Below are 25,608 nucleotides of genomic sequence, written 5' to 3' on the forward strand. Positions count from 1 at the left end.
GATTTTACTGCCCCCTCCCGCCTCCCTTGGCAAGTTTAATTGCGGCTTATAGGTTAAATCGCCGGGGGCAAAAGGGCGGTGATTGAACCCTGGGGATAAGCCCACCGATGGGGAGCAACTCCAACGGAGTTGTGGCCGCCCGAAATCGAACCGTGGGTCGTTAAACCCGTTGTTGAAACGATGCACGGGGGAGGGAAACAATGGCCGTTGGTTAGTCCTGCCACAACTCCGTTGGAGTTGGAAAGCCCTGAACCCCATACCCAAGGTAGGTTCGCGTCCCCGATACCCCAGCGCGAACCAACCTTGGGCTGGAGGACGCAATTCCGTTGGAATTGTGGCGCGTATCCCGGTACACGATCTGCCGCAACCCGTACCGGGTAGGCGGGGAATCGGGGGCGCGGAACCAGGGTAGATTGCGCCCCCTTCGCCCCCGCAACCAACCCTGGCCTTCGCTGACGCAATTCTTTCAGATTTGTTTCCCCGCCTCACCCGCCGCCGACTGCGGGGTTTGATCGTAGGTAACGAGACTCAAACTTTCCGGATGGTTATTGGTTTCCCTTATTAAAATTTGAGACTTACGTCGTCTGCTACGGGGTTCGACTATGGCAACAATTCCGTCCAAACTTCGGTTCCTTCATCCTGACCATCCTGGCTTGTGTCTTGACCTGTCGGGTCCCGTTGTTTTGCCATGTCTGGCCCCCATTTTTTACCCGCCATTTTTCTGCCTTCCATCTCCCATCTTCTTCACATTTTTCTGCCCGAAAATAATTCTGCAAAATCGGCTTCATTCCGCATTTGTTGCTTTGCTTAATCATTCCGCAATCCGCAATCCGCATTCCGAAATCGAGTGTTCCGCATTTGAATCATTCACTTCCGGGCTGGACGGTTCTCAACGCCAAAAACTTCTGGATTGTAACTGGGGGGAACTTGCGGCATACCTACTGTCAAACCTGACGTGTGCCGGTTCGACGGATGGCAGGGCAAACCGGTGGTGACGGCGGGAGGTGGCTGGCGGCCTGGTTGGCGCTCCTGGTCTTCAAAACCAGTGTGGGGCTCAACAAAGTCCCGGGTGGGTTCGATTCCCATCCACCTCCGCCAAGGTTTGGTTGGTTCTGATATGCAACGCATCGCGCAACCGCCGATTAATCCCGTGCGACGGGATTCGGAGCATCATGACTTTTTGCCGGGGTTTATCCCGGCGGTTATTGGTGCGCTGCTGCTTTTCATTGGCAGCCGCCACTTGACCAGCCTGGATACCACGGCGGGCAACTCCGCCTGGGAGACGCAATTGGTGAAGGCCATCGCGAACAGCGGACTTCAGATTGTGCCACCCGCGCCGCCGCCTGATCCCGCGTCCTTGGATGACCCGGTCAAGGCGGCCGCCGCGTTTCAGCAAATGGACCAGCAATTTGCCCAACCATACAAACTAAAATACCGAATCAACACCGGCGCCAAGGCCGCCTGTCCCACGTGAGTAAAGTAATCTTTTTCAGCCACATGGCGTGGCTGACCCTTTAAAATGGATTGCCCCACCCCAGGTCCAGCCTGCCCGAGTCAAGTCACGCCGCCGGTTCCCGGCAGGAAGCGTGAATTGTTCGCCAAGCTGTTGCAGGTGCGGCATTGGGTGCAACTGGCGTTCACCGGTCTTTGGCTGGCTCCGCTGGGAGAATGGATGCAACGGGTTCCCGGCTGCGTGTTTCATTGTTATTCCTGCCCGTGGTCATCGGTGTCCTGTCCGGTGGGGATTGCGGCGCAGTACGCCGCGTTGTTTCCGGTGGCGTTGGAAATTCCCTATCTGCTGTTGGGGGTGTTGCTGGTGGTGGCGGCGGTGAGCGGGTCGCTGGTGTGCGGGTGGGCGTGTCCGTTCGGTTTTTTGCAGGATTTATTGGGCAAACTCGTTCCACGAAAACTCCCCATGCCGGGCTGGCTGGGCTATTTTCGCTACGTGGTGCTGGTGGGATTGGTGCTGTTATGGCCGGCGATTTTGGGTTATCAGGGCATTCCCTTTGAGCATCAAGTTGTCTCTATCTGTCGTTGGTGCCCCGCCGGAGCGCTGGAAGCGGGGGTGCCCTACTCGATCAGCAGTGTGCTGGATGGCCATGGCTGGCTGATGAGTGGTCTCAAGACCGGCATTCTGGTGGTGTTTCTGCTGTTATCCGTGGTATTCCTGCGTCCGTGGTGCCGGATTTTCTGTCCCCTCGGCGGCTTCCTGGCACTGTTCAACCGTTTCAGTTTATTTCACTTGCAGTTCAAAGGCTCCGAATGCAAGGAATGCAACTTGTGCCGAAGCCATTGTGCGGTCGGCGTGAAAGTGGATGAAAAAATCAATGTGACCGGATGTATCCGCTGCCTGGAATGCACGCGGTGCGGCGCGGTGGATCCGGCGTTTGCACTGCCAGAGAAAGCGGCTGAGCAAGCGCATGCCGCGCCGAAATAAATGGTTTCCAGCGGCAGTAATTTGATTAGACTGATTCCATGATTAGAAACGCAACGAGTTGCTTGGCATGGGTGACATTTTTGTTGGTTGGTACTGGCCATTGCGGCGGCGCTGATTGGCCGGCCTGGCGTGGCCCCGCCGCCAATGGCAGCACGGCGACCGGGAATTACCCCACGCGTTGGACGCCGGAAACGGCGACTTGGAAAATTGGTTTGCCGGGCAAGGGGACTTCAACGCCGATTATGTGGCAAAACCGGATTTATCTCACCACGCCGGCGGATGGTCAGGATGCGGTATTGGCGCTGGACCTGAGCGGTAAACAATTATGGTTGGCCAAGTTTGGGGCGGCCAGCCAGCCAAAGCACAAGACGCTGGCATCCAGTTGCAACGCCTCGCCGATCACCGATGGCAAGGGTATTTTTGCCACGTACCGCAGCGGGCGGGTGGTGGCGCTGGAACTGGATGGCAAGACCCGCTGGGAAATCAATTTGGACGAGCAGTTCGGGCCCGAGAAACTTTTCTGGGATCGGGGCAGTTCGCCGGTATTGACTGAGCGGGACGTTCTCCTTACGCGTATGCACCACGGAGAATCCTGGGTGGCGGGATTCGACAAGGCGACAGGCAAACAGCGGTGGTTGCAGAAACGGAATTATGAAGTGCCGTCTGAAAATGACAATGGTTATACCACCCCCCTGTTTTTCGAGTACAAAGGCCGCCAGGCATTCTTGCTATGGGGGGCGGAACACGTGACCGCTCATGCCGCCACGGATGGCGCGTTGCTGTGGTCGTGTGGCGGCTTTAATCCAAAGGGAACGATTAACTGGCCGGCCATCGCCACGCCTGTTATCCAAGGCGGCATCGCCGTGGTGCTGGTGGGCCGGGATGACCGGGGGCAGGCAGGGGTTCAGGGAATTCGGATTGACGGCAGCGGCGACGTCTCCGCCACGCACCGGGTCTGGCAGCGGGACGATCTCGGCGTGTTTTGCAGCACCCCGGTGGAGTATAAGGGCAAAGTCTATCTTTTGCGCCATCGCGGTGGAGTCGTCTGCCTCGACCCGGCTACCGGCAAATCACTCTGGGCCGATGAGCTGCCGCGCGGGACCGGCAGTTACTATTCATCGCCAGTGATTGCCAATGGGATTTTATATGCGGCCCGCGATGACGGCATGGTTTTTGCCGCCCGAGTGGAGGATCATTTTCAGTTGCTCGGTGAAAACCCCATGGGCGAGCGCATCGTTGCTTCGCCCGTGCCGGTTAATAATGGGCTTCTCCTTCGGGGCGACAAAAACTTGTTTTTGATTGGGGTAAAAGCGCAATAATTTCCCCGCCAGCTCAGCGCAATTTTCCAATGGCCGTAAGGATGCCGTGCAGCAGTGCGTGCGGATTGGGTGGACAACCGGGGATATAGATATCCACGGGAATCACCTGGTCCACCGCGCCAAGCGTGGCATAGTTCCGTCCGAAAATCCCGCCGCTACATCCGCAAGCGCCGACGGCCACCACGAGCCGGGGATCGGGGGTGGCATCGTAGGTTTTCTTCAAGGCCAATTCCATGTTGCGCGTGACTGGGCCGGTCACGAGCAGCATATCCGCATGACGCGGGGAGGCGACGAAATGAATGCCAAAGCGTTCCAAGTCGTAGATGGGGTTGTTCAAACCCACAATCTCAACTTCGCAGCCATTGCAGGACCCGGCATCCACCTCGCGGATATGCAGGGAGCGTCCCAGCACTTTCTGGGTGCGTTCCTTCAAGGCTGCGCCAATGGCTTGCAGCCCCTGATCCATGGCCGGGCTCGGAGTGGTGGGGCCAGACGTCAAGCTGGTCTGGGAACCATCCTTTGCCAGTGCGTATTGGGCGATTTGGTACAAGTCGGCGCGCTTGGATTTGGCCAGTTCGCAGCGATTGGTCAGGTGGATGGCCGGCTCCACCTCCGCGCACAGCCCGCAGAAAATACATTTGGCCAGATCAAAGGTCACCGTGCGGTTACCCCGGTTATCCACGCAGGCAATGGCTCCGGTGGGGCAGATGGCTGCGGCGGGGCGCGCGTCCCGCCATTGGGCAAAGGCGATTTCCGGCAGCCCGCGTGCGATGGGCGAGACTTCGGCAGGTTGCTGCGGATAATCGCTGGTAACCACGCCCACCCGGAGACTGTTGTTAAGCACCTTAAACATGGCGGCGGGGATGTGGGTTAGCGGTCATTGCCGGAATAGGAAAGGTTGAAGCTCTTGTTGACCACGGGGAAATCCGGCACGATGTTGCCGAGGATGGCCTCGCTCATGGCTGGCCAGTTTTGCAGCGACGGGTCCTTGATTTTGCAGCGTTGCAGGCGGTTGTCCGGGCCGGTGCGAATCCAATGGAAAATCTCGCCGCGCCAGCCTTCCACGTAGCCCAAGGCCATACGGTCTGGCGGCAGGTTTTCGATTGGCTCAAACAGTTTTCCCTCCGGCAGGTTGGGGACGAGTTGGCGGAGGATGGAGATGGATTGGCCGACTTCCTCAATCCGGATTTCCATGCGGCGGGCGACATCTCCCTCGCCATAGACCGGCACATGAAAGCGCACCTGGTCATACGCGGCGTGCGGGAAGTCACGGCGCAAATCATGGTTGAAACCCGAGGCGCGCCCGGCGACACCGACAATGCCAAGATCACGCGCGATGCCCGGCTTGAGAATGCCGGTGGTTTCCAGGCGTTCACGCGTGGAGGCGGACGCCTGGATCATTTCGATCACGGCATTAAAATCAGGCTCCAACTCATCCAAAAAGCGTGTCAGGGCACGACATTGATCCGCATTGAAATCGAACCGCACGCCGCCCAATCGCGCCATGCCCCGCAAAAGGCGATTGCCCGTCAACGCCTCGTTCAGGCGCAGGGTTTTCTCCTTGAGCCGCATGGCGTGGGCATTGCCCGTCACAAAGGCCACATCGGTGGCAATTGCCCCAATGTCGGCAATATGATTATACAGGCGTTCCAGTTCAAGGCAGACGGTGCGCAACGCACGGGCCCGGGGCGGGGCATCCACGTCGGCAGCGCGTTCCACCGCATGACAAAACGCGGTGGCGTGCGCGAAGCTGGAATCACCGGAGATGCTTTCGGCCAGGCGCACGGCATGAGTGACGGGCAGGCTTTCAAAGCGTTTTTCGATGCCTTTGTGGACATAGAACAGGCGTAACTGCAGGTAGAGCACCGGTTCGCCGGCGACACTGAAAAGAAAGTGGCCCGGCTCAATGATGCCCGCATGGACCGGTCCCACCGGCACTTGGAACACGCCTTCGCCCTCCACCGTGCGAAATTTATGGCGCTCCCCTTGAAACGGGGGAAGCTGCGTTGCCAGATCAAAGTCCTTGCGCAACGGATGGACATCCGGCCAGTCGTCATGCAAGGCGCAACGGCGGGGATTGGGATGCCCCACCAACTTCAGCCCGAACATGTCCTGGATTTCCCGTTCCTGCCAGTTGGCGGCGGGGACGGCGTTGGCCAACGAGGGGAACTCGAGATTGTCTGGTGAGACCGGCGCCTGCAAAATGAAAAAGCCGTGTGCCGAATCCACGGCGAACACGTAATTGACCAGGTACGATTTTTCCGCTTCCCGCCGATCTTCCGCGAACACGCCGACCAGGCGCGCCTCCCACTTTTTATAGAGGTAGGCGCAGATGCCGCCGACGAGGTCCATGGACACGCGGAGATAGACTTCGTTGTGCCGCGCAACGAAGGTGGATTGGAGGCGGGCGTGGAACCGGGCGGTGACGTCGTCAAAAACGGGTTGGAATGCGGCAAGCATACATTCTCACGCGCCCAGGCCGCGTTCAGGGGCCGACGATCATATCGGCCACGGTGCGGTTGGACGGGATGAACGGCATGACGTGCTCCGTGTAAGGCACAATGACATCCAGCACGTACGGTTCATCCGCATCCAACATGCGCTGGATTGCGCCGCGCAGTTCGCTCTTGTACATCACGCGTTCGCATTTGACGTTGAACCCTTTGCAGATGGTGACGTAATCCGGGTAAATGTTGGCGCGTTTCAGCGGGTCGCCCAGGTAGGTGTGGCCGCGGCGTCCGTGGTAGAAACGGTCTTCCCATTGCACCACCATGCCCAAGTGCTGGTTGTTCAGGATGACGGCTTTGGCGTTGATCTTCTCGATGTGCGCCATCGCCAGCTCCTGCACGTTCATGAGGAAGCTGCCATCGCCATCAATGTCAATCACCTGGCGATCCGGAAAAGCCACCTTGACGCCGATGGCGGCTGGGTAACCGAAGCCCATGGAGCCAAGGCCGCCGCTGGTGATGAACTGGCGCGGGTGCTTGCATCGGTAATATTGCCCGGCCCACATCTGATGCTGGCCGACCCCGGTGGTGATGATGGCATCGCCCTTGGTCATCTCCCACACCAGATCCACGATGTGCTGCTGCAAAATGATTTCCTTCTCCTTGCCGACCAGATGATCCTTCATGTGATCCGAACTGACCACTTCTTCCGTCACGCGATAGGCGAAGGGCGCCTTCTTCTTCCACAGGTCAATCTGCTGGTGCCAGGCGGCGTTCTTCTTGGCGGCCACCCGCTGCTTTTGCAATACCACCAGGCGGGCTAGGGCGTGCTTGATGTCGCTTTCGATGGCGAGGTTCGCCCGGCGGTTCTTGTTGTGCTCGGAGCGGTCCACATCAATATGAACAATGGTGCCACCCTCGCAAAAACTCTCAAATTTACCGGTGACGCGGTCATCAAAGCGGGCCGCGAAGGCCAGCAGCAAATCCGCGCCATTGGCCAGTTTGGTTACCCGTTCGGAGCCGTCCGGCAGTTTTTCCTTCTTAAATTCACCACTCACCGCCCAGTTGGCGTAGGCGGCCCCGTGCATGCCCAGCCAGCGCAGGGAGAGCGGGTGCTCTTCCGGGAAACCACCGATACCCATGAGGGTGGTGGTCACCGGGATGTTTGTCAGTTCGGCGAAAGCCAGTAATTCCTTGCTGGCGCCACCGCTGACGATGCCGCCGCCGCAATAGATCACCGGACGATCCGCCTTTTCGATCAAGTCCAGGACTTTGAGCAATTCCGCGTCCTCGGCGTTGCGCGGTCCGGGGTAGCCCGGCAAATCCAGTTTGTCCGGCCATACGGGTATGGCTTTGGCTTGCTGGATATTCTTGGGAAAATCAATCAGGATGGGGCCGGGCCGTCCGCTGGTAGCGATATGGAATGCCTCTTTTACGATGCGCGGGATATCATTGATGTCGGTGATTAGATAGCTGTGCTTCACGATCGGCAGGGTGACGCCGAACATGTCGGTTTCCTGAAACCCGTTCCGGCCAATCATGGATTGGACCACCTGGCCGGTGATGCAAATCAGCGGGACGGAATCCATATAGGCATCTGCCAGCGCCGTAACGAGGTTGGTGGCGCCGGGGCCGCTGGTGGTCATGCACAGCCCGGCTTTGCCGGTCGCGCGCGCGTAACCGCTGGCCGCGAAAGAACCGCCCTGTTCGTGCCGTGGCAGGATGGTGCGAATCTGGCTGGAATGGGTCAGCGCCTGGTGCAGTTCCATGCTGGCGCCGCCCGGATAGGCAAAAATCACCTCAACGCCCTCGCGTTCCAGGGCGGCCACAAAGATTTCACTGCCCTGCATCAGGCGGTTTTCCGGTTTCGGCGCGGGCGCCGGTTTCTGTTTCGCTTTGGTTCGGACTGTTTTGCTCATCGCTCGATTATGTTTTGTACAACTGACGGTCGCAAGCTAACAAAAAACCCACGACTGTCGCCAGCCGTGGGTTCTTGTCGAAATCGTTCGGTTACGTTCGGCAAGCACGCACGGCGTCGTCGGGTACGACGACTACCAGCACCAGCAGTTGCGGAACGTTTTCGTTCATTACGAGGGCTAAAGTAGGCCATGAGCCCGGTTGGGTCAAGCAGATTTCAAACTTTCAGAAAACTTGACTTGCATCAAGAACAACCCGGTGGATGCGTGTACGTTACACCCATATTCGCTGCGGGCAAATGGCACCGGGCAAGTGACAGTCAACCTTAACAACGAAAGTGACCTTAGATTATGTTTTGCTATCAATGTGAACAAACCTCGCGCGGCCAGGGATGCCGCGATTTATCCGTCTGCGGCAAGGATGAGACCTCTGCCGCCTTGCAGGATTTGCTGGTGCATGCCGCCAAGGGAATCTCCCAATATTTACATCGCGCCCGTCAACTCGGGGCCAAAGATCGGGAACTGGATGTGCAGGTGGTGGAGCTGTTGTTCACCACGGTGACCAATGTGAATTTTGATCCCGCCCGGCTGGAACAAATGCTGTGGACGGCGATGAAGCAGCGCGATAAGGCCAAGCGCCTTTATGAGAGCGCTTGCGCGCATAACGGGAAGACGGCGGAAAGCCTGTCCGGTCCCGCAACCTGGGTGCCGGCAACGCAACTCGCCGGGCTGTTGGTTCAGGCAATTGACGTGGGGATTGCCAAACGCAAGCAACTGCTGGGCGACGATCTTGCTGGGTTGCAGGAACTGCTGCTGTACGGAATCAAGGGCACGGCCGCCTACGCGGATCATGCGCTGGTGCTGGGATTTGAAGAAGATTCGGTGTATGCCTACTTCGAGGAAGCGCTGGATTACCTGACCGACCCGAAACCCACGGTTGAGAAACTGCTGGGCCTGAACCTGAAATGCGGCGAGGTTAATTTGAAGGTGATGGAAATTCTGGATAGCGCCCACACCAGCTCGTATGGGCATCCCACGCCGACCCCGGTGCCGATCACAGCGGTGCAGGGCAAGGCCATTCTGATTTCCGGCCACGATCTCAAGGACTTGGACGTATTGCTCAAGCAGACGGAAGGCAAGGGGATCAATATTTATACGCACGGCGAAATGCTGCCGGCTCACGGGTACCCGAAACTCAAGGCGTACAAACACCTGGTGGGTAACTACGGTGGTGCCTGGCAGGATCAAGCGGAGGAATTCGCGGCGTTCCCCGGCGCGATCCTGATGACCACGAACTGCCTGCAAAAACCGCAGGACAGCTATGCCAAGCGCATCTTCACCTCTGGCCTGGTTGCCTGGCCCAATACCACGCATATCGGCAACCAGGATTTCACCCCGGTCATCGAAGCCGCCCTGGCGGCCCCGGGCTTTGCCAAGACGGAAGAGGAAAAGACCATTCTCGTCGGGTTTGGGCACAACGCTGTGATGCAGGCGGCGGGTGCGGTGGTCGAAGCCGTGAAATCCGGCGCCATCAAGCACTTTTTCCTCGTGGGCGGTTGTGACGGAGCGCGCACCGGGCGCGATTATTACACGGAATTTGCCGAATCCGTGCCGAAGGATTGCGTGATCCTGACGCTGGCTTGCGGCAAGTATCGCTTCAACAAGCTGGACTTCGGCAACATCGGCGGGATTCCGCGCCTGTTGGATGTCGGCCAATGTAATGACGCGTATTCCGCCATCCAGATTGCGGTGGCGCTGTCCAAAGCGTTCAACTGCGGGGTGAATGATCTGCCGTTATCCATGATCATCTCCTGGTATGAGCAAAAAGCCGTCGCGGTATTGCTGACGCTGTTGCACTTGGGCATCCGAAACATCCGCCTTGGACCGACACTGCCGGCATTCGTTACGCCTAACGTGTTGAACGTACTGGTGGAGAAATTCAACCTGATGCCGATCACAACCGTCGAGAAAGATCTCAAGGCTATCATGGGCTGATCCAATTGCGGGAACGTTTTTAAACCAACCAAACGCCAACGGGCGGGGCTATTCAGCTCCGTCCGACTTTTCTTTTTGGTAGCGAAGAATGGGCAAGGAACAAGCTCAGACCTCCTGATCTCGTGGAATTAGCCTGAGCCCGAAAGCTTGAAAACCAAGCGCAGGTCGGTGCTTGCATTCCGGAAGGGGAAGGGGTAACAACTTTAATAGTGATGCGCTATGAATGCTCATGAAACAACTGTTGTTCCCAAGCCGCGCGGGTGTCGCATGGGTTTGTTTGGCTTTACGCTTGGCGTATCCGCCTTGATGTTTGAATTGATGGTCGGTAACTCATGGGGCGTGCCCCATGTCGTAGCGATTCCTTTCGCTGTCTGCGCGGTGCTTTTCAGTCTTGCGGCATGGTGGCGCATCCGGTCCTCTGCGGGTGCCCTGACTGGCCGATGGGCGGCGATCTGGGGGTTGGTATTGGCGGTGGGTGTGTTGGCAAATTTCGGGCGGTTGGTGATGACTGGTGGTGCGATCAACATCGCTGAAAAGCAACGGAATCAGCGTCACTGTGTGAATCAACTGCGGATGATGGATGGTGCCAAGGAACAATGGGCGTTGGAAAATCATAAGACCGCCGCCGATGCCCCGAAAGAGTCTGATATTTTCGGCCCCAAAAAATATATCCCGGCACGATACATTTGCCCCAGTGGCGGCAGTTATTCGCTGAACAGCATGTCGAACAAGCCCGCCTGTAATTTCCCAGACCACACGCTGTAAGCAGCCATCATTGACCGCAATGAGCGGCGACTGGTTTTACTTGCGGTTCGCGCTTTGCCATCGTGAACGGTATTGATCAGGAGGTGGGCATGCGATTATCTGGCACCGCCCGCAATCGGAAAACTGGTGGAACTTGATCCGGCTATCATTGTTACGCTGCCGTCTGGTTTGGAGGCGGGGTATGTTCCCATCGCTACGCGCCAGGAGGCGGCCGAATCGGTAAGGTCTTTTCGATCACACCCGCTTCAGAAAATAACTTTTGCGCAGTTCCTCCAGATCTTTCACCCGGATATTTGCCAGGGAATTCAGCCGGGGGAAATCCAAATCAAATTGCAGCAGGCGGGTGATTTCGTTGGGGACAATCACACAGAACAGGCCGGCCAGGTAGGCCGCCTTGGCCCCGTTCGGGGAATCCTCGATGGCCATGGCTTCCTGTACGGTCAGGCCGAACCGGGAGAGGCCGCACAGGTATAGTTCCGGGGAGGGTTTGGCGTGACTGACATCGTCAATGGTGGTGATGCTGTCAAATAAATGATCCAGCGCGACATGGCGCAACCAGCGGTCCACCCATTCACGGGGTGAACTGGAGACAATGGCCAGCTTGAGGTCCCGGCCATGCGCGTCTTCCACCAGTTCTTTGATGCCCGGCATCGCGGTGCGTTGCGTGAGGACCTCATGGTAATAATCGCGGCGCTGACGATCCAGGGTTTCCCAATCCAGCGTGCGGCCGATGCGCTCTTCCAGGGCGCGCCGGGGATCAAATTTGCCATACTGACTGCCGATGACCACGGCGTATTCCTCCAGCGTGATGGTCTGCCCGTATTCGGCGTAAAGTTTTTGCCAGCCGATAAAGCCGGGCACTTCGGTTTCGAGGATGACACCATCGAAATCGAACAACAATGCCTGCAAGTCGGAAATCGCTTCCATGCGCGAAAGCTTAATCCAGCCGGAACGAATTTTGCCAGCGCGATTATTTCATCCGCGGCTGGGCGACTTGACGTCATGGGAATCCCCAGTACGTTGATGGCAGGGCAAGTTATGAGTATTGATCCATCTGCGGTCTCATCCGGGCAAACGGGCACAGCCAAGTCGGGTATGCCGGTATTGGTCACCGGCGCCACTGGATTTATTGGCCAGGCCGTGGTTGGCGAATTGCGCGCGGCGGGCCATGCCGTGCGCGTGCTGGTGCGGAATCCCGCTTCCGTCGCGAGTCAACAGCTTATGAAAACGCAAGGCGTGGAATTATGCGCGGGAACATTTTCTGATCGCGAATCGTTAAGCAAGGCGGTGCAGGGAATAGGCGCCATCATTCACTTGGTTGGGATCATCAGCGAAGTGGGGGAGAATACGTTCCAATCCATTCATGTGGAAGCCACCCGCAACCTGCTTGCTGCCGCACAAACATTGGACGCACGGCGGTATCTCCACATGAGTGCGTTGGGTACTCGACCACAGGCGGCTTCGCGCTATCACCAGACCAAATGGGCCGCCGAAGAGTTGGTGCGGCAGAGCGGTTTGGACTGGACCATTTTCCGTCCCTCCATTGTCTATGGTGTCCGGGATCAGTTCACCAATTTCTTTGCCCGCATGGCGCGCTGTTCTCCCGTGATGCCGGTGATGGGGGCAGGGCAGGGGAAGTTGCAGCCCATTGCGGTGGAAAATGTCGCGCAGGCATTCGCGCGGGCGCTGACCGAGCCTAGAGCGATTGGGAGGACCTTTGATTTGTGTGGCCCCGAGGTTTTCACCTTTGAACGGTTATTGAGCATCGTCTTGGCTGAGGCGGGGAGAAAACGCGCATTGGTTCATCTGCCGATGCCAGTGGCCCGGATGCAGGCGCGTTTAATGGAATTGATCTATCCCACCCTATTGCGGCGAGCTTCGCCGCTTACCAGTGATCAACTGCTGATGCTGCAAGAGGACAATGTTGGCGACTCGGAAACGGCGCGGGAATTATTCAAGCTGAAGTTTCGCCCGTTTGCGGAGAGTGTGCGTGCCTATCTCAGAATGATACAGTGATGCCTTGACATCAAACCAGATGATGCCATGATGCCTTTATGAGAACAACGCTCGCCATTGACGATGATGTTTTGGATCAAGCCAAGGCCGCCGCCGCCAGACTCCGGACTCCCTTTCGCCGGGTGATCAACGAGGCGTTGCGCAGTGGGCTCCAAACAATTGCGATGCCTGCCAAAAGCAGACCCTACCGCACGCGTCCGCACAAAATGGGGCTGCGGGACGGACGGAATCTGGATAATATTCAGGAACTTCTGGCGCAGGTTGAAGGAGACGGGCGATCGTGATTTTAGTGGATGCCAACATCCTGCTGTATGCCGAGGATACCCTGAGTCCACGGCATAAGCCGGCACGAGAATGGTGGGATATGCAGATGTCCGGCGCTTCGCCGGTGTGCTTGTGCTGGAACACGCTTGATGCGTTCATTCGCATCAGCACCAATCATCGTATTTTCGAGCATCCGCTCTCCCTGGATGCGGCTTTGGCCCGCGTGCAAGAATGGCTAAACCAGCCCTGCACCCGGATTATTCAGCCAACCGAACGGCATTGGATTGTCTTCCAGACCATGTTGAGGAAAAGTCAGGCGGTCGCCAATCTTGTGCCTGATGCGCATCTCGCCGCGCTGGCGATGGAGCACGGTTGTGAGTTATTTTCCACGGATAACGATTTCGCACGGTTTCCAGGCCTGAAATGGAGAAATCCATTGGCGAAATGAAAGGGTACCGCACATTTTGCTCCCACGTTTGAAGCCGTTACTCGACGGCTACGCAATGCAGGCAAATCGTTCCACCAACGCATGGCGCGCGCCTGCCGGAGTCAGTTCACTGCGCATCAAATCAAAGCAGTCTGCCTGCCAGGTGCCAAACGGAGTCGCCTCGTGGGCTGCGATGCGGGCGGCCAGGCTGGCGACATTCCGGGACGACAGAAGTTTAATGCGGCCCAAGGTGAGGTGGCCGGTGAACTCTTCATGATCCGGTGGCGAACCGAAATTCGCGGTTTCCCGGTTGAGCGATTGCCACAGTTGGATCAGAGCATTGGCCGGCTCGCCCTGAACTCCAGCCCACAGCACCCGTGGACGGCTGGGGGTTGGGAAAGCTCCCAGTCCCATCGCGCGCAAGGTGATCGGGTGGTGGCTGGCGGCGGCGGTCCGCAATGCCTGCATCAGTTGCGGCAATTGGCTGGTGGGAACGTCGCCGTAAAACCGCAGGGTCAAATGCATCTGCTCGGGCGATGTCCACCGGATGGATGTGGCGGGAATTTCCCGGCGCAATGCCGCTTGGACCTTCACCAGTTGTTCCCGCACCGCTTCGGGCACCGGAATGGCGGCGAACAGGCGAAAAAACGTTGGGACTTCCCCCGGCATGGTGGGCTTACGGCAAACGCTCGGGGCGCGCCGCCGTGAACAGCCGATACCATTCCACGAGGCTCAATTCGAGGTCGGCAGCCTTGGCCGCTTCGCGAATGCGCTCCGGTTTCGTGGAACCCACAATGGGCACGATGCCGCTGGGATGCCGCATCAATGTTCAAAGTTGGCTAGGCGTTGTTTGGCGAGGCGCATGGGCAGCCAGCCGAGCGCGAGGGATAAGCCCAGAAATCCCAGCGTGCAGAGGGCTTGTATCCACAGCGGCGCGGCGGGCCAGCGGGATGCCCACGGCGAACCCACCGCCAGTACCGCCACGGAGGCAGCGATGTACACAAAGCTCAGCACCAGGCAGAAGGTGCCGCCGAAGCCGCTCACGATTTTGCCGGGATGATCTTCTTTCAGGTTGGGATAGAGCGTGCCCAGGCCCACGGCCAAGCCGTTCAGGGTGAAGGTCATGATGGCGACGATGGCGGCGAAGTAGGCGGTTTTGTCCCAGTTCATTTTCAGCATGCGGCAGGACATGACGATGAGGCCCAGGGTGAGCAGGAGGGAGATGAGGCTGGTCATCCAGAATTTGATGCGCACCACCTGGATCATGCCCAGCGGGGTCATGCCCACAATCCAGACGCGCTTGCCTTCGAGGGAGAATTGCGGGAAGACGAAGCGGGTGGTGAGGGTGGAGAGGTTCAGGGCGCACGCGCCGAGGTTCAGGTAGGACACGAGGTGAACCCAAAAGGGGTTGGCAAGCTGGTTGCTGAAGTGGCGCAGGTTCAGGATGTACACGCCCAGCAGGCCGAACAGGACGATGGTCTGGCCCCATTGGGTGGTGTCGCGCCAGAAGACGCGCAGGTCTTTGATCACGAGCGCGCGGACGTCGGCGGGCATCGGGCGCAGGCCGCCGATGATCCAATCCAGCCAGCCGGGCCGCCAATCCTGGGTTTGGCGGCGCGAGGTCCAGGCGCGAAACCACTCCCATTGGCCGAAGACGGCGCCGCGGCTTTGCACGGCGGAGGCGGCGTCATAGAAGCGGGCGCCGGTTTTGGTGAAGGAAAGGAAGCCCCAGAACAGGGCGTGGCTGAGCAGCACGAGCATGAAGAACAGGGCGGCGGAAAGCGCTCCCTCGGCCCATTGCAACGCGGCGGTGGAGAGCCAGTAGCTTGGCAGGAAGGCCCGTTCGGCAAAGTGGGTTTTGGCGAGCATCTGGTCCAGCATCATGACGACGCGCAGTTCGGCGTTGTCGTCCGGCAACGGTTCCGGCTTCAGCCAGCAGGCCAGCGCGGTCAGGACCACCAGGGCGGTGCCCACCGCCAGCAGTTGGAAGAGCCGGCGCTCCAAGTGGCGTGCCAGCAGCAGGGCCAGGTAGGCGCCCGCCGCGCCCGGCAGCACCAGGAAGAGGGTGATCAGCACCAGGGTGGCGGGATAAAAATGCCACGGCACGCCGCGCGTCAGGCCAAACGCCGCCAACAGCGGGGCGATGAGGAAGAGAAACGCCCAGGAGGCCAGCAGCGCGGACTCGATGAACTTCCAGCGGTAAATGGTTTGAAAGGAGACCGGCAGCGTCAGCAGAAACGACGTCTCGCGGTTGCGGAAGAAGTTGGTGTAGCCAATGACGAGGTTGCTGAACAGCAGCAGAATGAACAGGAACGCGAACAGCAGGAACAGCAGGCGCTCGACGAGCAGTGAACCCAGCCCGGGAAAGGCGCTGACGAATTGCAGCCCCCGGTAGAACAGCCAGAAGGAGAGCCCGAGGTAGCTGACGATGAACCCGGCAATCAGGGCGGTGAGCAACCGGGATTGATCGCGGATCGCCAGCAGCCGCCGCCAGTTCTGCCGCAGGTTGATCGCCGCCAGCAGGCGAAGGGGCGAGCCTGCGGGGATGGGGGAGGCGTTCATGGCGGCGCGCTCAAGGTTTCGGCGTGAGCAGCAGCGCGCGCAGGTTCATCACCGCGCCGGTCACTTTGACGGGCTTCAAGGTGACCACGGCTTCGCCCGTTTGCTCCAGCCGCACAGAGCCGAGTTTGACGGCCTCGAATTTCTCCCAACCGCCGGTGTTGAGCACGGTGCCGGTCAGCGTCTGGTTCCCGATCTTCACCTCGAAGGTGTTGCCCGGCGCCATGCCGGCCAGCAGGATCACCACTTCATAATCGCCCGCCTTGGGGACTTTCAGGGACCATTCGAGCGAGGCGCTGGCATTGTTCCAACTGCCCATGAAATTCTTGCGCGCATCGTAACGCGGGCGGGTGCCCACACCGTTGATTTTGGCGTCGCGCGGGCTGAGGAGCAATTCGTTGGCGGCCAGCACCTCGATGATCTCCGCTTTCTGGTTGCGCCAGATGCCCAGCTTGACGGGTTGTCCGGCGGGGGCGGCGCGGAATAGTTTGAGGAAATCATCGAGCGAGTTGGCTTCCTTGCCATTGCACTTCAGGAGGATGTCGCCGGCCTGCAAACCGGCTTTGGCGGCGGCGCTCGACTTGGGCGCTTCCACCACCGTCACGCCAATCTCACCGGGCAACCCGGCGGCGGAAATCTCGCCGAGGCCAATGACATTTTTCACGGTGGCTCCCAGCCATTGCGCGGTCCGGGCGTCCCGCTGCGATTTGGGCTCCGTCGCCAGAGTCTTGTTGGGATCGGGCAACTCCGGTGTGCGCGCCAGGGCTTTCAGGGCCGGCTTCTGCACGCCGAATTGATCCATGGGGAAATTCTGGAAGCCCAGCTTGAGGGCGGGGGAATCATCCCGGACGCGGTAATCGCCCTTGGCGGCATCCACGAACCGGGCGTCGGCCTCGATGGAATTGGCATCCAGCCCGCTTTGCCCTTGGAAGCCGGTGGCGGGCGCGGGCGTCGTCTGGCCCGGCTTGTGCAGCAGGTTGTAATTGCATTCCTTACCCCACGGTTTATTGACGCGGATCGGGCGGTAAGCGCCGAACATCAGGTTGCGGCGGAAGGTGTCCTGGCTGTTGCCGTACCATACGTGTGGGTGGAAGGAATTGTTGACCATGATGTTGTTTTCGCAAATCCGGTAGAAGCCCTCGCGCAGTTTGATGCCGCCGTTCAGGCAGAGATTGTTGCGGAGTTCATAATTGGAAGAGCCGTCATCCAGGTCAATATCCCAGCCGTGATCGCACCGCCAGCGGTTGTTTCGCAGGATGTTGGGTTTGACGACATCCAACACCGGCAGGTTTTTGTTTTCGCCCAGCGTCACGGTGCCGAGGTCCACGCCTTTTAGTCCCCAGTAACGGTCGCGCCCCCAGGAGTTGAAGGAACCATGATCGCCGGTTTCCTTGACGGTATCAAAGATGTCGCAGAACTCGATGACATGCCCGCCCCAGCAGCCGTCGCCGATGTTGATGCCCGCGCGCGGCACATCGTAAATGGAGCAATGCCGCACGGTGATGCTCTGGGCCATCTCGATCTGCACCGGGGCGGTCTGCTTCTCGACGCGTCCGCTGAGATAGATCAGGCAATCCTCGACCAGGCATTCGGCGGGGTAGTTGTGGGATTTCGGCCCCGGCGTTTTATCAATCGCGGAAAAGTCCTGCCGCTCGTTGTATTCAAACAGCGGATTGCGCACCGCTTGGGGATCGCCCACAAAGGCGACGCCATTCGCGCCGGCGTTGGCAATGTGGCAACCGCGAACTGTTACCCGCCGGTTATAATTGTTCACGAAGACGGCATTGCCACCCACCTGGTCCAGGAAGCAATCTTCCAGCGTGCAATCCTCCGTGCCATTGATAAAAACCGCGCCGCCGCGATACGTGGTCCAATCGCTGCGTAACAGTTGCTCCTTGTTATCCATGAAGGTGCGCGCCGCATGCCGGAACGTCAGGCCCCGGAGGGTTACGAATTTGACCGGCTTATCCATGGTGCCAAGGAATTCCACCAGGTGCCGCAGGCGGACGGCTTCCACGGTGGCTTTGGCCAGATCAAGGCCCGGCGGTGGATAAAAATACAGCGTGCCGGTTTTGGCGTCGTGGAACCACTCGCCGGGGACGTCCAGTTCCTCGAAGATATTCTCCACCATGCGATGCTGGTTATGCATCCCCATGCGGCGATTATTCTGCCAGCCGCCTTCATAGGTGACCTTGTTGTCCGGGCCTTTGCCGGTGATCACGTAATGAAAATCGCCCCATTCAGCGCGATGCATCGCGTGGATGTATCCCCCGCGCGGATCAGCCCAGCGCGCGGCGCGTTCCGGGCTGAAGGCATCGGCGGCAAAGCCGTTGAAATGGCGCACCTGCGGATCAAAGTTGGGATACCGCGCCATGTTTTGTCGCTCCCCGTTGACGAAGAGTTGGTCCGAGGTGAAGTCGCTGGGGACCTTGGCTTTCATGATCCCGTTGCGATACGGCTCCCAGGTCAACGCCAGTTTCTGCCCGCCGCTGATCACCGGCGTTTCTCCCTCGGCGGCCATATAAATCACCGGGGCTGTGGCGGTGCCGGAGTCTTCCGCCGTAAATTTCAAAGTTGCCGGCAGATAATATATCCCGCTCCGCAGATAAACCGTGATGGGGCTGTCTCGTTTGATGGAACGGGCTGCCTGCTGTGCACGTGTCAGAGTGGCAAACGGTTGTTCTTTCGTGCCCGAATTGGCATCATTGCCCGTCGGGCTGACGTAGAATTGCGTCGCGCTCAGCGAAACTTGAAGGGCAAGCGAAATGCCTGCCAGCAGGAACATGCGCATGATTAAACCCGATCAGAGGTTGATGGCCGTATTTTCTCCGGTGTCCCCTAACTCGGCCGCCAGGTCGTCCAGGTTCCAGTTTGAACGCATGTGGCTGAGATTATCCGCCGCCTGTCCGTGCGCCCAGACTCCGTAACGAATCGTCAGCATGGGATTGGTTTGCAGGGCGGATTGAGCCAGCAGCCCGGCCAGGAATCCTGCCAGCAGATCCCCCGCGCCGCCTTGCGCCAGGTGTGGATTGCCGCTGGGGTTCACAAACACGGTTCCCTCGCTGCTGCCGATCAAGCTCAAATACCCTTTCAATACCACATGGCAACCACCGTGCAGGCGGGATAAGTTGTGAACTGCGGTGGGGCGATCTTTCTGAATCTCCGCCGCCGTGCGATGCAACATGCGCGCCGCCTCGCCGGGGTGCGGCGTTATCAAGCGTAATGCCTTTGGGCAAGTTGGGCCCTGTGGCAACCAGTCCAACGCGCTGGCATCCGCGACCACGGGCAAAGGAGATTCCCGCCAGATGCGTCCCATTTTCCGTTTAAAATCATCGGCCAGAGCGGTGCTGGCCAAGCCGGGACCAAACAAGATTGCGTCAAATCCTTGCTCCGTCCAGCGGTCGGTCTGCCAAGCGTGAACCATCGTGGACCGCAATTGGCTGGCGACCGGCCCCAAAATACCCTCCGGCACAATCAGCGTGATCAGGCCGGGTTGGGCGCGTTGCGCCCCCTGAGCTGCCAGCACGGCTGCGCCGTGATAACCCGGGCTGCCGGCGATGATGCACAAATGACCAAAACTCCCCTTGTGCCCGGCCACCGGACGACGCGGTGGAAAACCGCTAAAACTTTCCGGCAATGTCCAATGCAGGTCATTCGTGAAAGGGCAGGGGATCAGCCCAATATCCGGCACCACTTCCAAACGTCCGGTGAATTCCGCTGCGCCACTGGTTACCAAGCCCATCTTGGCTGCACCGAATGTAACGGTTACCGCCGCACGCACCGCCGCGCCGAGCGGTTCACCGGTGTCCGCATTCAACCCGCTGGGCACATCCACCGCCAGAATCGGGAAACCGGATTCATTCAACAACTGCACCAACTTCAGCCAATCCCCTTCCAGCGGACGATTCAGCCCGATGCCGAACAGGCCGTCCACAACCCAAGCACGGTGATGCGGATGGCTGAGCAGCCAGTGTTGGATCGGTTCCAAGGCGACCGCTGGGTCGGCGACTTCCAGCAGGGTGACCAGCCGTCCTGGCAGATGCTTTGCGGCGGCGCGTGCGTCATCGCCGTTATGCCCGCGCCCGGCAAGCACCAGAATGGCGTCCTTTGCGTGGCTGTGGTACAACAATCGTTTGGCGATCGCCTGGCCGGCTTGCTCAATTACGACCACCTGGGAACACCCACTCGCCCACGTCTGATCTTCCCAAGCGCGTACTTGCGCGATATTTAACACTGGTTGCGACATAAAAGTATCCTCATGGTAATGTTACCATGCCCACACTCTACCAAAATCTCCGAGTCTGTCAAAGACTGGGTTTTTGCGGTTCGGTTTCCAGCATGGTCAACTGTTTCAGCCCCTTGCGTTTGGCCGGTTTGCTGAAGCCTTTCCAGGCCAGGCGGAACCGGTTGAAACAAGGCCCGATCACCTTTTCCGGCAGGCGTTCTACCAGCCAATGAAGCCAGCGAGAACGGCAAACCAAAAAGATGGTAAAAATAACCAACTCGACTAACACCCGGCTGACCGGCAAAGGCACGGGCCGCAACCCGTGATCGGGCGCCTTTAGCCCCAATCGTTGTCGAATTCGGTTGCGAACGTAGGAGCCGCGTTTCTTGAAATCAATCATGTGCCCATGCATCTCGGCGGCTTTGAGGGGCTCGACCTCTTCCGCCACCAATTCACCGTGCTGGATCATCTCCGCCACAATGGCCTCCATGGCTGGAGTGCGGGTCAAGACCACCGAGTAGCCGCCACCTTGTTGTTCATATTGAGGCGACCAAGCGTCGCCGGCGGACAGGTCACAGAACTCGTTGGCAAAATCCATCCCTTGCAGGCTGTTCTGGGTGATGAAGAAGGGGATGAGGTAATTATAATAGAATTTGAGCGAGCGAATGACGCGACCGGATTGGGTGCGAATTTCTAGATAGCCCGGCCATTCCCCCGCCCGCCATTGCAAGGACACCACCGGGTCATTGGCGGGCACCCCCCAGGAACGCAGGAAGGAGTGGATGGCGGCTGGATAAAGCGCTGTGCCGGTGTACGGCCCCAAAACAAACTGGATTAATTTCGCCTTGGGATGGCCGGCCAATTGCAGACGGCGTAAAGCGGCGGCCTGATCAGGCAAACAGGTGATGGCATAGCGCTTGCCATCCTCCAACAGCGGCAGAATATCCAGAACGCTCACGGGGATATAAACCGATTGCGAGCAAGCGCGCAGAGCGTCCACCGTGCCGGCGAGAACCACCCGGGCCTGCTCGGGTGAGGGGAGGCCCTGGCGGACGACAATCGCGGCATCCACCTTGCCGCTGGCAAGCAGGTGGACCAGCACGCGCGTAATGACTCCGCCCGAGGAGGAACCACGCCTTATTTCCGGATCGGCGGCATAGGCCACGCGCGCCTTGACCACCGGGCCAAGCAACCAATTCTCCGGGAGTTTGCCATAGTGCTGGCGGTAAAGATCGGCATAACCAACCCCTTTTCCCGGACAGGCTTCCCAAGCCAGTTCGGGCAAGGCCATGGTGGAATCAAACACTGGAACCGGACCATGGGGCGTGTATTCCATGCGCGTCTTGGACGCTGAGAATGCACAGCAGGCGCCGCAGCCGGTACAAATACCCGGCTGCACAACTTCATCAAATAACCGCTGGGCGACACTGGTTGGCATGTGCGAAGCGAATAGACCTTGCCAGGATTAATGAAGCAAGTTCAAAGAATAGTAGTATTTGCAAACCCAATCACTATGGGGTGTCGTCACTTGGCTGTGAATGCACCGCTTTCAAGTTGAAGGCGTTTACCGGTTCGCTGAAGCCCTTGAGGGTCAGCGGGGGGATGGTCTCGACGGTAATGATCGAGCCAAGTTTTTCCGTGGTTTTTTGATCCACCATGATTTCCATGCGGCCTGCCACTGAACAAAGCCGGGATGCCAGGTTCACGCGTGCGCCAATCACGGTGTAAATCATGCGGTCGGTGGAACCCATGCATCCCACCACCATGTCACCGGTGGCAATGCCGATGCCGATATCCACCGCGTAACGGCTGGTTTGGTTCAGTTTCACCCGTTCCTGGATCATTCGCACGGCACACCGCGCCGCCTGATAAGCGTCTTCACCCGTACGATGCGGCGCACCAAAGAGCGCCATGACCAAGTCGCCCACAAACTTATCCACCACCCCGCCGTGTTCATAGACCACCTGGGTCATGATCGTCATATGCTCATTGAGTAACTGCACGATTTCCCCGGCTGGCATGTCATGCGTCAGTTCCGTAAAGCTGCGAATGTCGCAGAACAGCACTGTGACCTCGCGCAACTCGCCGCCGAGTGAAAGTTTTCCAGAGGTCAATTCCGCCACCACGTTTTTATCCGCCACCACATTCAGCACGCTGCGATACCGTTCTTTTTCCGCCAGCCCCTCCGCCATTTCATTGAAGGACATGACCAGCCGCCCCAATTCGTCATGGCTCCGCACCGGCACCTTCACATTGAAATTGCCTTTTTCAATCTCCACCGTGGCAGACGCCAGTTCCGAGATGGGCACCGCGAGACTGCGCGCGACAAACAGGCTGACGAACAGCGCCAACGACAGGGCAAACATGCCCGTTCCGGCAATCATGTAACGTAATTCGCGCCGCTCTTGCACCGCCGGGGCCAGTGAATACAGGCACACCTGATAGGCGGGCAGCAACGTGGATTCCGGGTTTAACCGATCAAAAACGACATGATATTCATCGTGGTGATATTTAAACAAAAAGGATTGGTGTTCATCGGCAGATTTGCCAGCTCGTTTCTCGATTTCCACCCCCAATTTCGCTCGCATATCCTGATCCAGCAACGAAGAATAAATCTGACCATCCAGCCAGATACCACTGAACAACTCTGCCCCATCGCTCAGCCGGCTCAAAAGATTCAAGTCGCGTTCCAATTGATCCGAAAAAGCAAACCCCATCACCAGCACGCCCACCGGGCGGTTGGACTTATCCTTGAGGGGGGTAAAAATCACTTCCCGCACCCGGGCATTGCTTCGCTCCGGCTCTGGCGGAGCCAGAAAACCGACCTGTTGCCGATCCTGGCGCAGGATGGTTGTGGCCACGCTGGTGATCCTGGGCAGTGCGCGTCGTTGCAGGTTCGCCGAGAGCAATCCCGGCTTGTTTTCCATGCCGCGCACAATCTGCATGTGACTATCGAGAAAAAAGAAGAACGGGTCACTGTCATTGCGGGCGAGTGGTGCGGATACCAGGTTGGTGGTCATGCCGAAGCGCCGCATTGCATTCTTCATCGGTTTCTTTGCATCCGGTGGCGGTGCGGCTGCTTTCCAATCTTTCAACCGCGACATGGCGTCTCCCAATTGAAGCTGGGCCAACCGGTTCATCAAGTCAGCCGGTTGTTCCCCGCGATCCGCCCGATCCATCCGGACGGTGCCTTTGAGAGCATCCAAAAAGACATCATTGGTGGCAACCAGTTTTACCAGATTTTGCGAGGCTTCCCGCGCCAGCCGCAACGGCTCGTCGTGTTTTTGCACCAGGAACTCAATGCGCGAATTAAACTGATCCCGGAAAATGTCCTCGTACAGCATTTGCACGCGCCACTCCGTCACCAACAAGGTAATACCCACCACCCCAATTACCAGGAACGACATGGTCAACAGCAACTTGGCGCGAAACGTCAGATTCATGTCGCTACTTCAATTTGACGAGGCGCAACGAATCGAGATCAAACCATGACTGGCCTTTGCTCGCCCGGAGTTCGCAGACCAAAACGACTTCCGTAAAACTGCCCCCGGCGTCAAACTCGAATCCGAGTTTCTGCCACGTCGCGCTGCCTTCCAGGCCGTTCATGTTTACCCGTTTGCCGCCTGAGATGCGCAGGCCGGCCCCCCGTCCGGCATCATCCTTCAACGCGGTTATATTGGCTCCTTTGACCATCCCTTCAAAACGATAACGCCCGCCCTCCAATTGAATTTTGGCCCGCCATGAGGCGCTGGATTCGGCGTTGGCTTGGACACTTAAGGCCGTCTTGCCATCCACGTTTTTTAGCAGTTCCAACTTGGCCGAACCACCTTCCTGCGCTTCCCAGTTTATGCGGTCCAATTTGGCCGCTCCTTGAATGAATTTGAGCCCGGTTGGCACCGGCTGGTTCAACTGGCGGGCAAGGGAATTGGCGCGACTGACAATCCGGTCGCGCACGTTATTGATATGGTTTGCATACTCCTTGGCCGCGTTGGGATTGGAGATGGCCAACTCGGCTTTCACCCTGCCACCGATTTCCGCCACCAGGTTGGTCAACACCTCCAGCCGATACACATTCGTGAACAAAGGCAGGTAGGTCTCGTCATAGAGCGCTTTGCCTTCAGGAGTATTATAGACCGCCTTGGCAACCAGTGCATTGATACCAGCATTATAGGGCGCATTGGCTTCGCCAAACATCTGATCCATGCCATGTGGTATAAAAACGGCCTTGCCCGAACCAGGCTCGAAGTAGATCCGGTAGTTATTGCGATTCATCATGTAACAGTCCCAGTCCCACACCATATTCTCTAGCGCCATATAACGAACAAAACGAGGCACGTCGAGCACCTGTTGCAATCGTTGCCAGCGTTTGATCGCGTCAGGCTCCTGAGCCGCTTGCGCTAAGGCTTTGACATCCGAAAGATCATCGGGGCCGGACCCGCACATGCGTTCCAACTTATCGGTTATCTCGCGGCAGAAGCCGCCATCGTACAGGTTGCCATCCTTTTGTTTATAAAACAGTCCCACAAAATCCTTGTTGAATCCTTCCTTGAGGACGTACACCCCCAGCTTGCGATCATTCAACTGTACCGTCGCATGCGTTACTCTGGCCGCCGGGATATTCACCGTGCGAAACATTTCTCCGCAGATGTATTCCGTCATCAGGGCCGGGTCTTGCACCGAGTTGTTCAGGTGGATTTTTCGCAAGCCAAAGAAACGCTGGTCGGGAACAAACTTGTCGAAGTTCAACGTCAAGGCCGGCTTGTCATCCACGTTGCGAAAACTGCCAGCCGAGCCTTTCAGGTGAACCGCGACATTTTTAAAGACCTGCCCATCCACCGTTACGGTGGCGGTAGTGTCATGCCGGGCCTCCTTGCGCAAGTTATCCAGTGCGGCCTGGGATAGTTCGATGCGAAAATGCCGCACCATCTGGTTGGTGAAAAGTTCGGCTCCGGGAACCGGCTTACTAGGATGCGCCTTCGCGGAATTTGTCGAGCCTGTAAGGGGACCAGCTTCCCTATCCTTATCTTTCTTTTTGGCTGAGAGCGTTAAACTCCCGCCAACCAGCAAGGTTAGCGCTACCAGCAACCAGCGATATAAAAATATGTGCATTTGTAACAATCCAGCCAGCCAAGCCGGACCTGCCGCACAGCGTGACCAGCGAAGCCACGCGCCGAAGACCCTGCCTTTTGTCCACTATCCCTGACTCATTGGGTTCATCCGTCTCGTCCCTCGGTGGCT

The 25,608-nt window shown here is 58.3% G+C and carries 20 protein-coding genes and 1 tRNA gene; 9 read left to right on the forward strand and 12 right to left on the reverse strand.

Annotated features, from left to right (window positions below; translation table 11 throughout):
* Positions 1–1,000 precede the first annotated feature (1,000 nt).
* The 4 genes from WCO56_12575 to WCO56_12590 all read left to right on the forward strand — a co-directional run bounded on the left by WCO56_12575 (position 1,001) and on the right by WCO56_12590 (position 3,756).
* Positions 1,001–1,098, forward strand: a tRNA-Sec gene (locus tag WCO56_12575).
* Positions 1,099–1,117: 19 nt separating this feature from the next.
* A complete protein-coding gene (locus WCO56_12580) occupies positions 1,118–1,474 on the forward strand; it encodes a hypothetical protein (protein ID MEI7730403.1) in 357 nt (118 codons plus the stop codon).
* 45 nt (positions 1,475–1,519) lie between these two features.
* The gene (locus WCO56_12585) at positions 1,520–2,437 is read left to right on the forward strand and encodes a 4Fe-4S binding protein (protein MEI7730404.1); all 918 of its coding nucleotides are present in this window, start codon (positions 1,520–1,522) and stop codon (positions 2,435–2,437) included.
* A 38-nt stretch (positions 2,438–2,475) separates the two neighbouring features.
* A complete protein-coding gene (locus tag WCO56_12590; protein ID MEI7730405.1) occupies positions 2,476–3,756 on the forward strand; it encodes a PQQ-binding-like beta-propeller repeat protein in 1,281 nt (426 codons plus the stop codon).
* A 13-nt stretch (positions 3,757–3,769) separates the two neighbouring features.
* Here WCO56_12590 and nuoB read toward each other — a convergent pair whose 3' ends face one another.
* Genes nuoB through WCO56_12605 form a run of 3 tightly spaced genes read right to left on the reverse strand, consistent with a single transcriptional unit; the run spans position 3,770 to position 8,053 of the window.
* On the reverse strand, positions 3,770–4,609 hold the full coding sequence (gene nuoB, locus WCO56_12595; GenBank protein ID MEI7730406.1) for an NADH-quinone oxidoreductase subunit NuoB: 840 nt from the start codon (positions 4,607–4,609) through the stop codon (positions 3,770–3,772).
* A 17-nt stretch (positions 4,610–4,626) separates the two neighbouring features.
* A complete protein-coding gene (locus tag WCO56_12600; protein ID MEI7730407.1) occupies positions 4,627–6,216 on the reverse strand; it encodes an NADH-quinone oxidoreductase subunit C in 1,590 nt (529 codons plus the stop codon).
* A 25-nt stretch (positions 6,217–6,241) separates the two neighbouring features.
* Positions 6,242–8,053, reverse strand: coding sequence for a thiamine pyrophosphate-dependent enzyme (locus tag WCO56_12605; GenBank protein ID MEI7730408.1), 1,812 nt, complete (start codon positions 8,051–8,053; stop codon positions 6,242–6,244).
* A 417-nt stretch (positions 8,054–8,470) separates the two neighbouring features.
* On the opposite strand from WCO56_12605, the gene hcp reads away from it, so the two are divergent.
* Positions 8,471–10,114, forward strand: a complete 1,644-nt coding sequence (gene hcp / locus WCO56_12610) for a hydroxylamine reductase (protein ID MEI7730409.1) — start codon at positions 8,471–8,473, stop codon at positions 10,112–10,114.
* 219 nt (positions 10,115–10,333) lie between these two features.
* Positions 10,334–10,879 carry a hypothetical protein gene (locus tag WCO56_12615; GenBank protein ID MEI7730410.1) on the forward strand — a complete coding sequence of 182 codons (546 nt, stop codon included), beginning with the start codon at positions 10,334–10,336 and terminating at the stop codon, positions 10,877–10,879.
* Positions 10,880–11,113: 234 nt separating this feature from the next.
* On the opposite strand, the gene WCO56_12620 is transcribed toward WCO56_12615, so the two are convergent.
* Entirely contained in the window at positions 11,114–11,806 is a 693-nt protein-coding gene (locus WCO56_12620; protein ID MEI7730411.1) for an HAD family phosphatase, read from the reverse strand.
* Between the two features lie 111 nt (positions 11,807–11,917).
* On the opposite strand from WCO56_12620, the gene WCO56_12625 reads away from it, so the two are divergent.
* Genes WCO56_12625 through WCO56_12635 form a run of 3 tightly spaced genes read left to right on the forward strand, consistent with a single transcriptional unit; the run spans position 11,918 to position 13,607 of the window.
* Positions 11,918–12,895, forward strand: coding sequence for a complex I NDUFA9 subunit family protein (locus WCO56_12625; GenBank protein ID MEI7730412.1), 978 nt, complete (start codon positions 11,918–11,920; stop codon positions 12,893–12,895).
* Positions 12,896–12,933: 38 nt separating this feature from the next.
* Positions 12,934–13,179: a DUF2191 domain-containing protein gene (locus tag WCO56_12630; protein MEI7730413.1), complete on the forward strand. Its 246-nt coding sequence runs from the start codon at positions 12,934–12,936 to the stop codon at positions 13,177–13,179.
* Positions 13,176–13,607, forward strand: coding sequence for a type II toxin-antitoxin system VapC family toxin (locus WCO56_12635; protein ID MEI7730414.1), 432 nt, complete (start codon positions 13,176–13,178; stop codon positions 13,605–13,607). Before WCO56_12630 ends, WCO56_12635 begins: the two co-directional genes overlap by 4 nt.
* 48 nt (positions 13,608–13,655) lie before the next feature.
* On the opposite strand, the gene thpR is transcribed toward WCO56_12635, so the two are convergent.
* The 8 genes from thpR to WCO56_12675 form a co-directional block, all read right to left on the reverse strand.
* The gene (gene thpR / locus WCO56_12640; protein ID MEI7730415.1) at positions 13,656–14,255 is read right to left on the reverse strand and encodes an RNA 2',3'-cyclic phosphodiesterase; all 600 of its coding nucleotides are present in this window, start codon (positions 14,253–14,255) and stop codon (positions 13,656–13,658) included.
* Positions 14,256–14,262: 7 nt separating this feature from the next.
* On the reverse strand, positions 14,263–14,409 hold the full coding sequence (locus WCO56_12645) for a hypothetical protein (GenBank protein MEI7730416.1): 147 nt from the start codon (positions 14,407–14,409) through the stop codon (positions 14,263–14,265).
* Positions 14,409–16,148 carry a hypothetical protein gene (locus WCO56_12650; GenBank protein MEI7730417.1) on the reverse strand — a complete coding sequence of 580 codons (1,740 nt, stop codon included), beginning with the start codon at positions 16,146–16,148 and terminating at the stop codon, positions 14,409–14,411. The genes WCO56_12645 and WCO56_12650 overlap by 1 nt, the downstream gene beginning before the upstream one ends.
* Before the next feature lie 10 nt (positions 16,149–16,158).
* Positions 16,159–18,930 (reverse strand): PDZ domain-containing protein, encoded by a 2,772-nt coding sequence (locus tag WCO56_12655; protein ID MEI7730418.1) that lies wholly within the window; start codon positions 18,928–18,930, stop codon positions 16,159–16,161.
* Positions 18,931–18,948: 18 nt separating this feature from the next.
* Positions 18,949–20,391 (reverse strand): NAD(P)H-hydrate dehydratase, encoded by a 1,443-nt coding sequence (locus WCO56_12660; protein ID MEI7730419.1) that lies wholly within the window; start codon positions 20,389–20,391, stop codon positions 18,949–18,951.
* Positions 20,392–20,449: 58 nt separating this feature from the next.
* Entirely contained in the window at positions 20,450–21,808 is a 1,359-nt protein-coding gene (locus WCO56_12665; protein MEI7730420.1) for a Coenzyme F420 hydrogenase/dehydrogenase, beta subunit C-terminal domain, read from the reverse strand.
* A 73-nt stretch (positions 21,809–21,881) separates the two neighbouring features.
* On the reverse strand, positions 21,882–23,813 hold the full coding sequence (locus WCO56_12670; GenBank protein ID MEI7730421.1) for an adenylate/guanylate cyclase domain-containing protein: 1,932 nt from the start codon (positions 23,811–23,813) through the stop codon (positions 21,882–21,884).
* Positions 23,814–23,817: 4 nt separating this feature from the next.
* Positions 23,818–25,479: a CotH kinase family protein gene (locus WCO56_12675; protein MEI7730422.1), complete on the reverse strand. Its 1,662-nt coding sequence runs from the start codon at positions 25,477–25,479 to the stop codon at positions 23,818–23,820.
* Positions 25,480–25,608 lie beyond the last annotated feature (129 nt).

Source organism: Verrucomicrobiota bacterium (assembly GCA_037139415.1).
Lineage (GTDB): Bacteria > Verrucomicrobiota > Verrucomicrobiia > Limisphaerales > Fontisphaeraceae > JBAXGN01.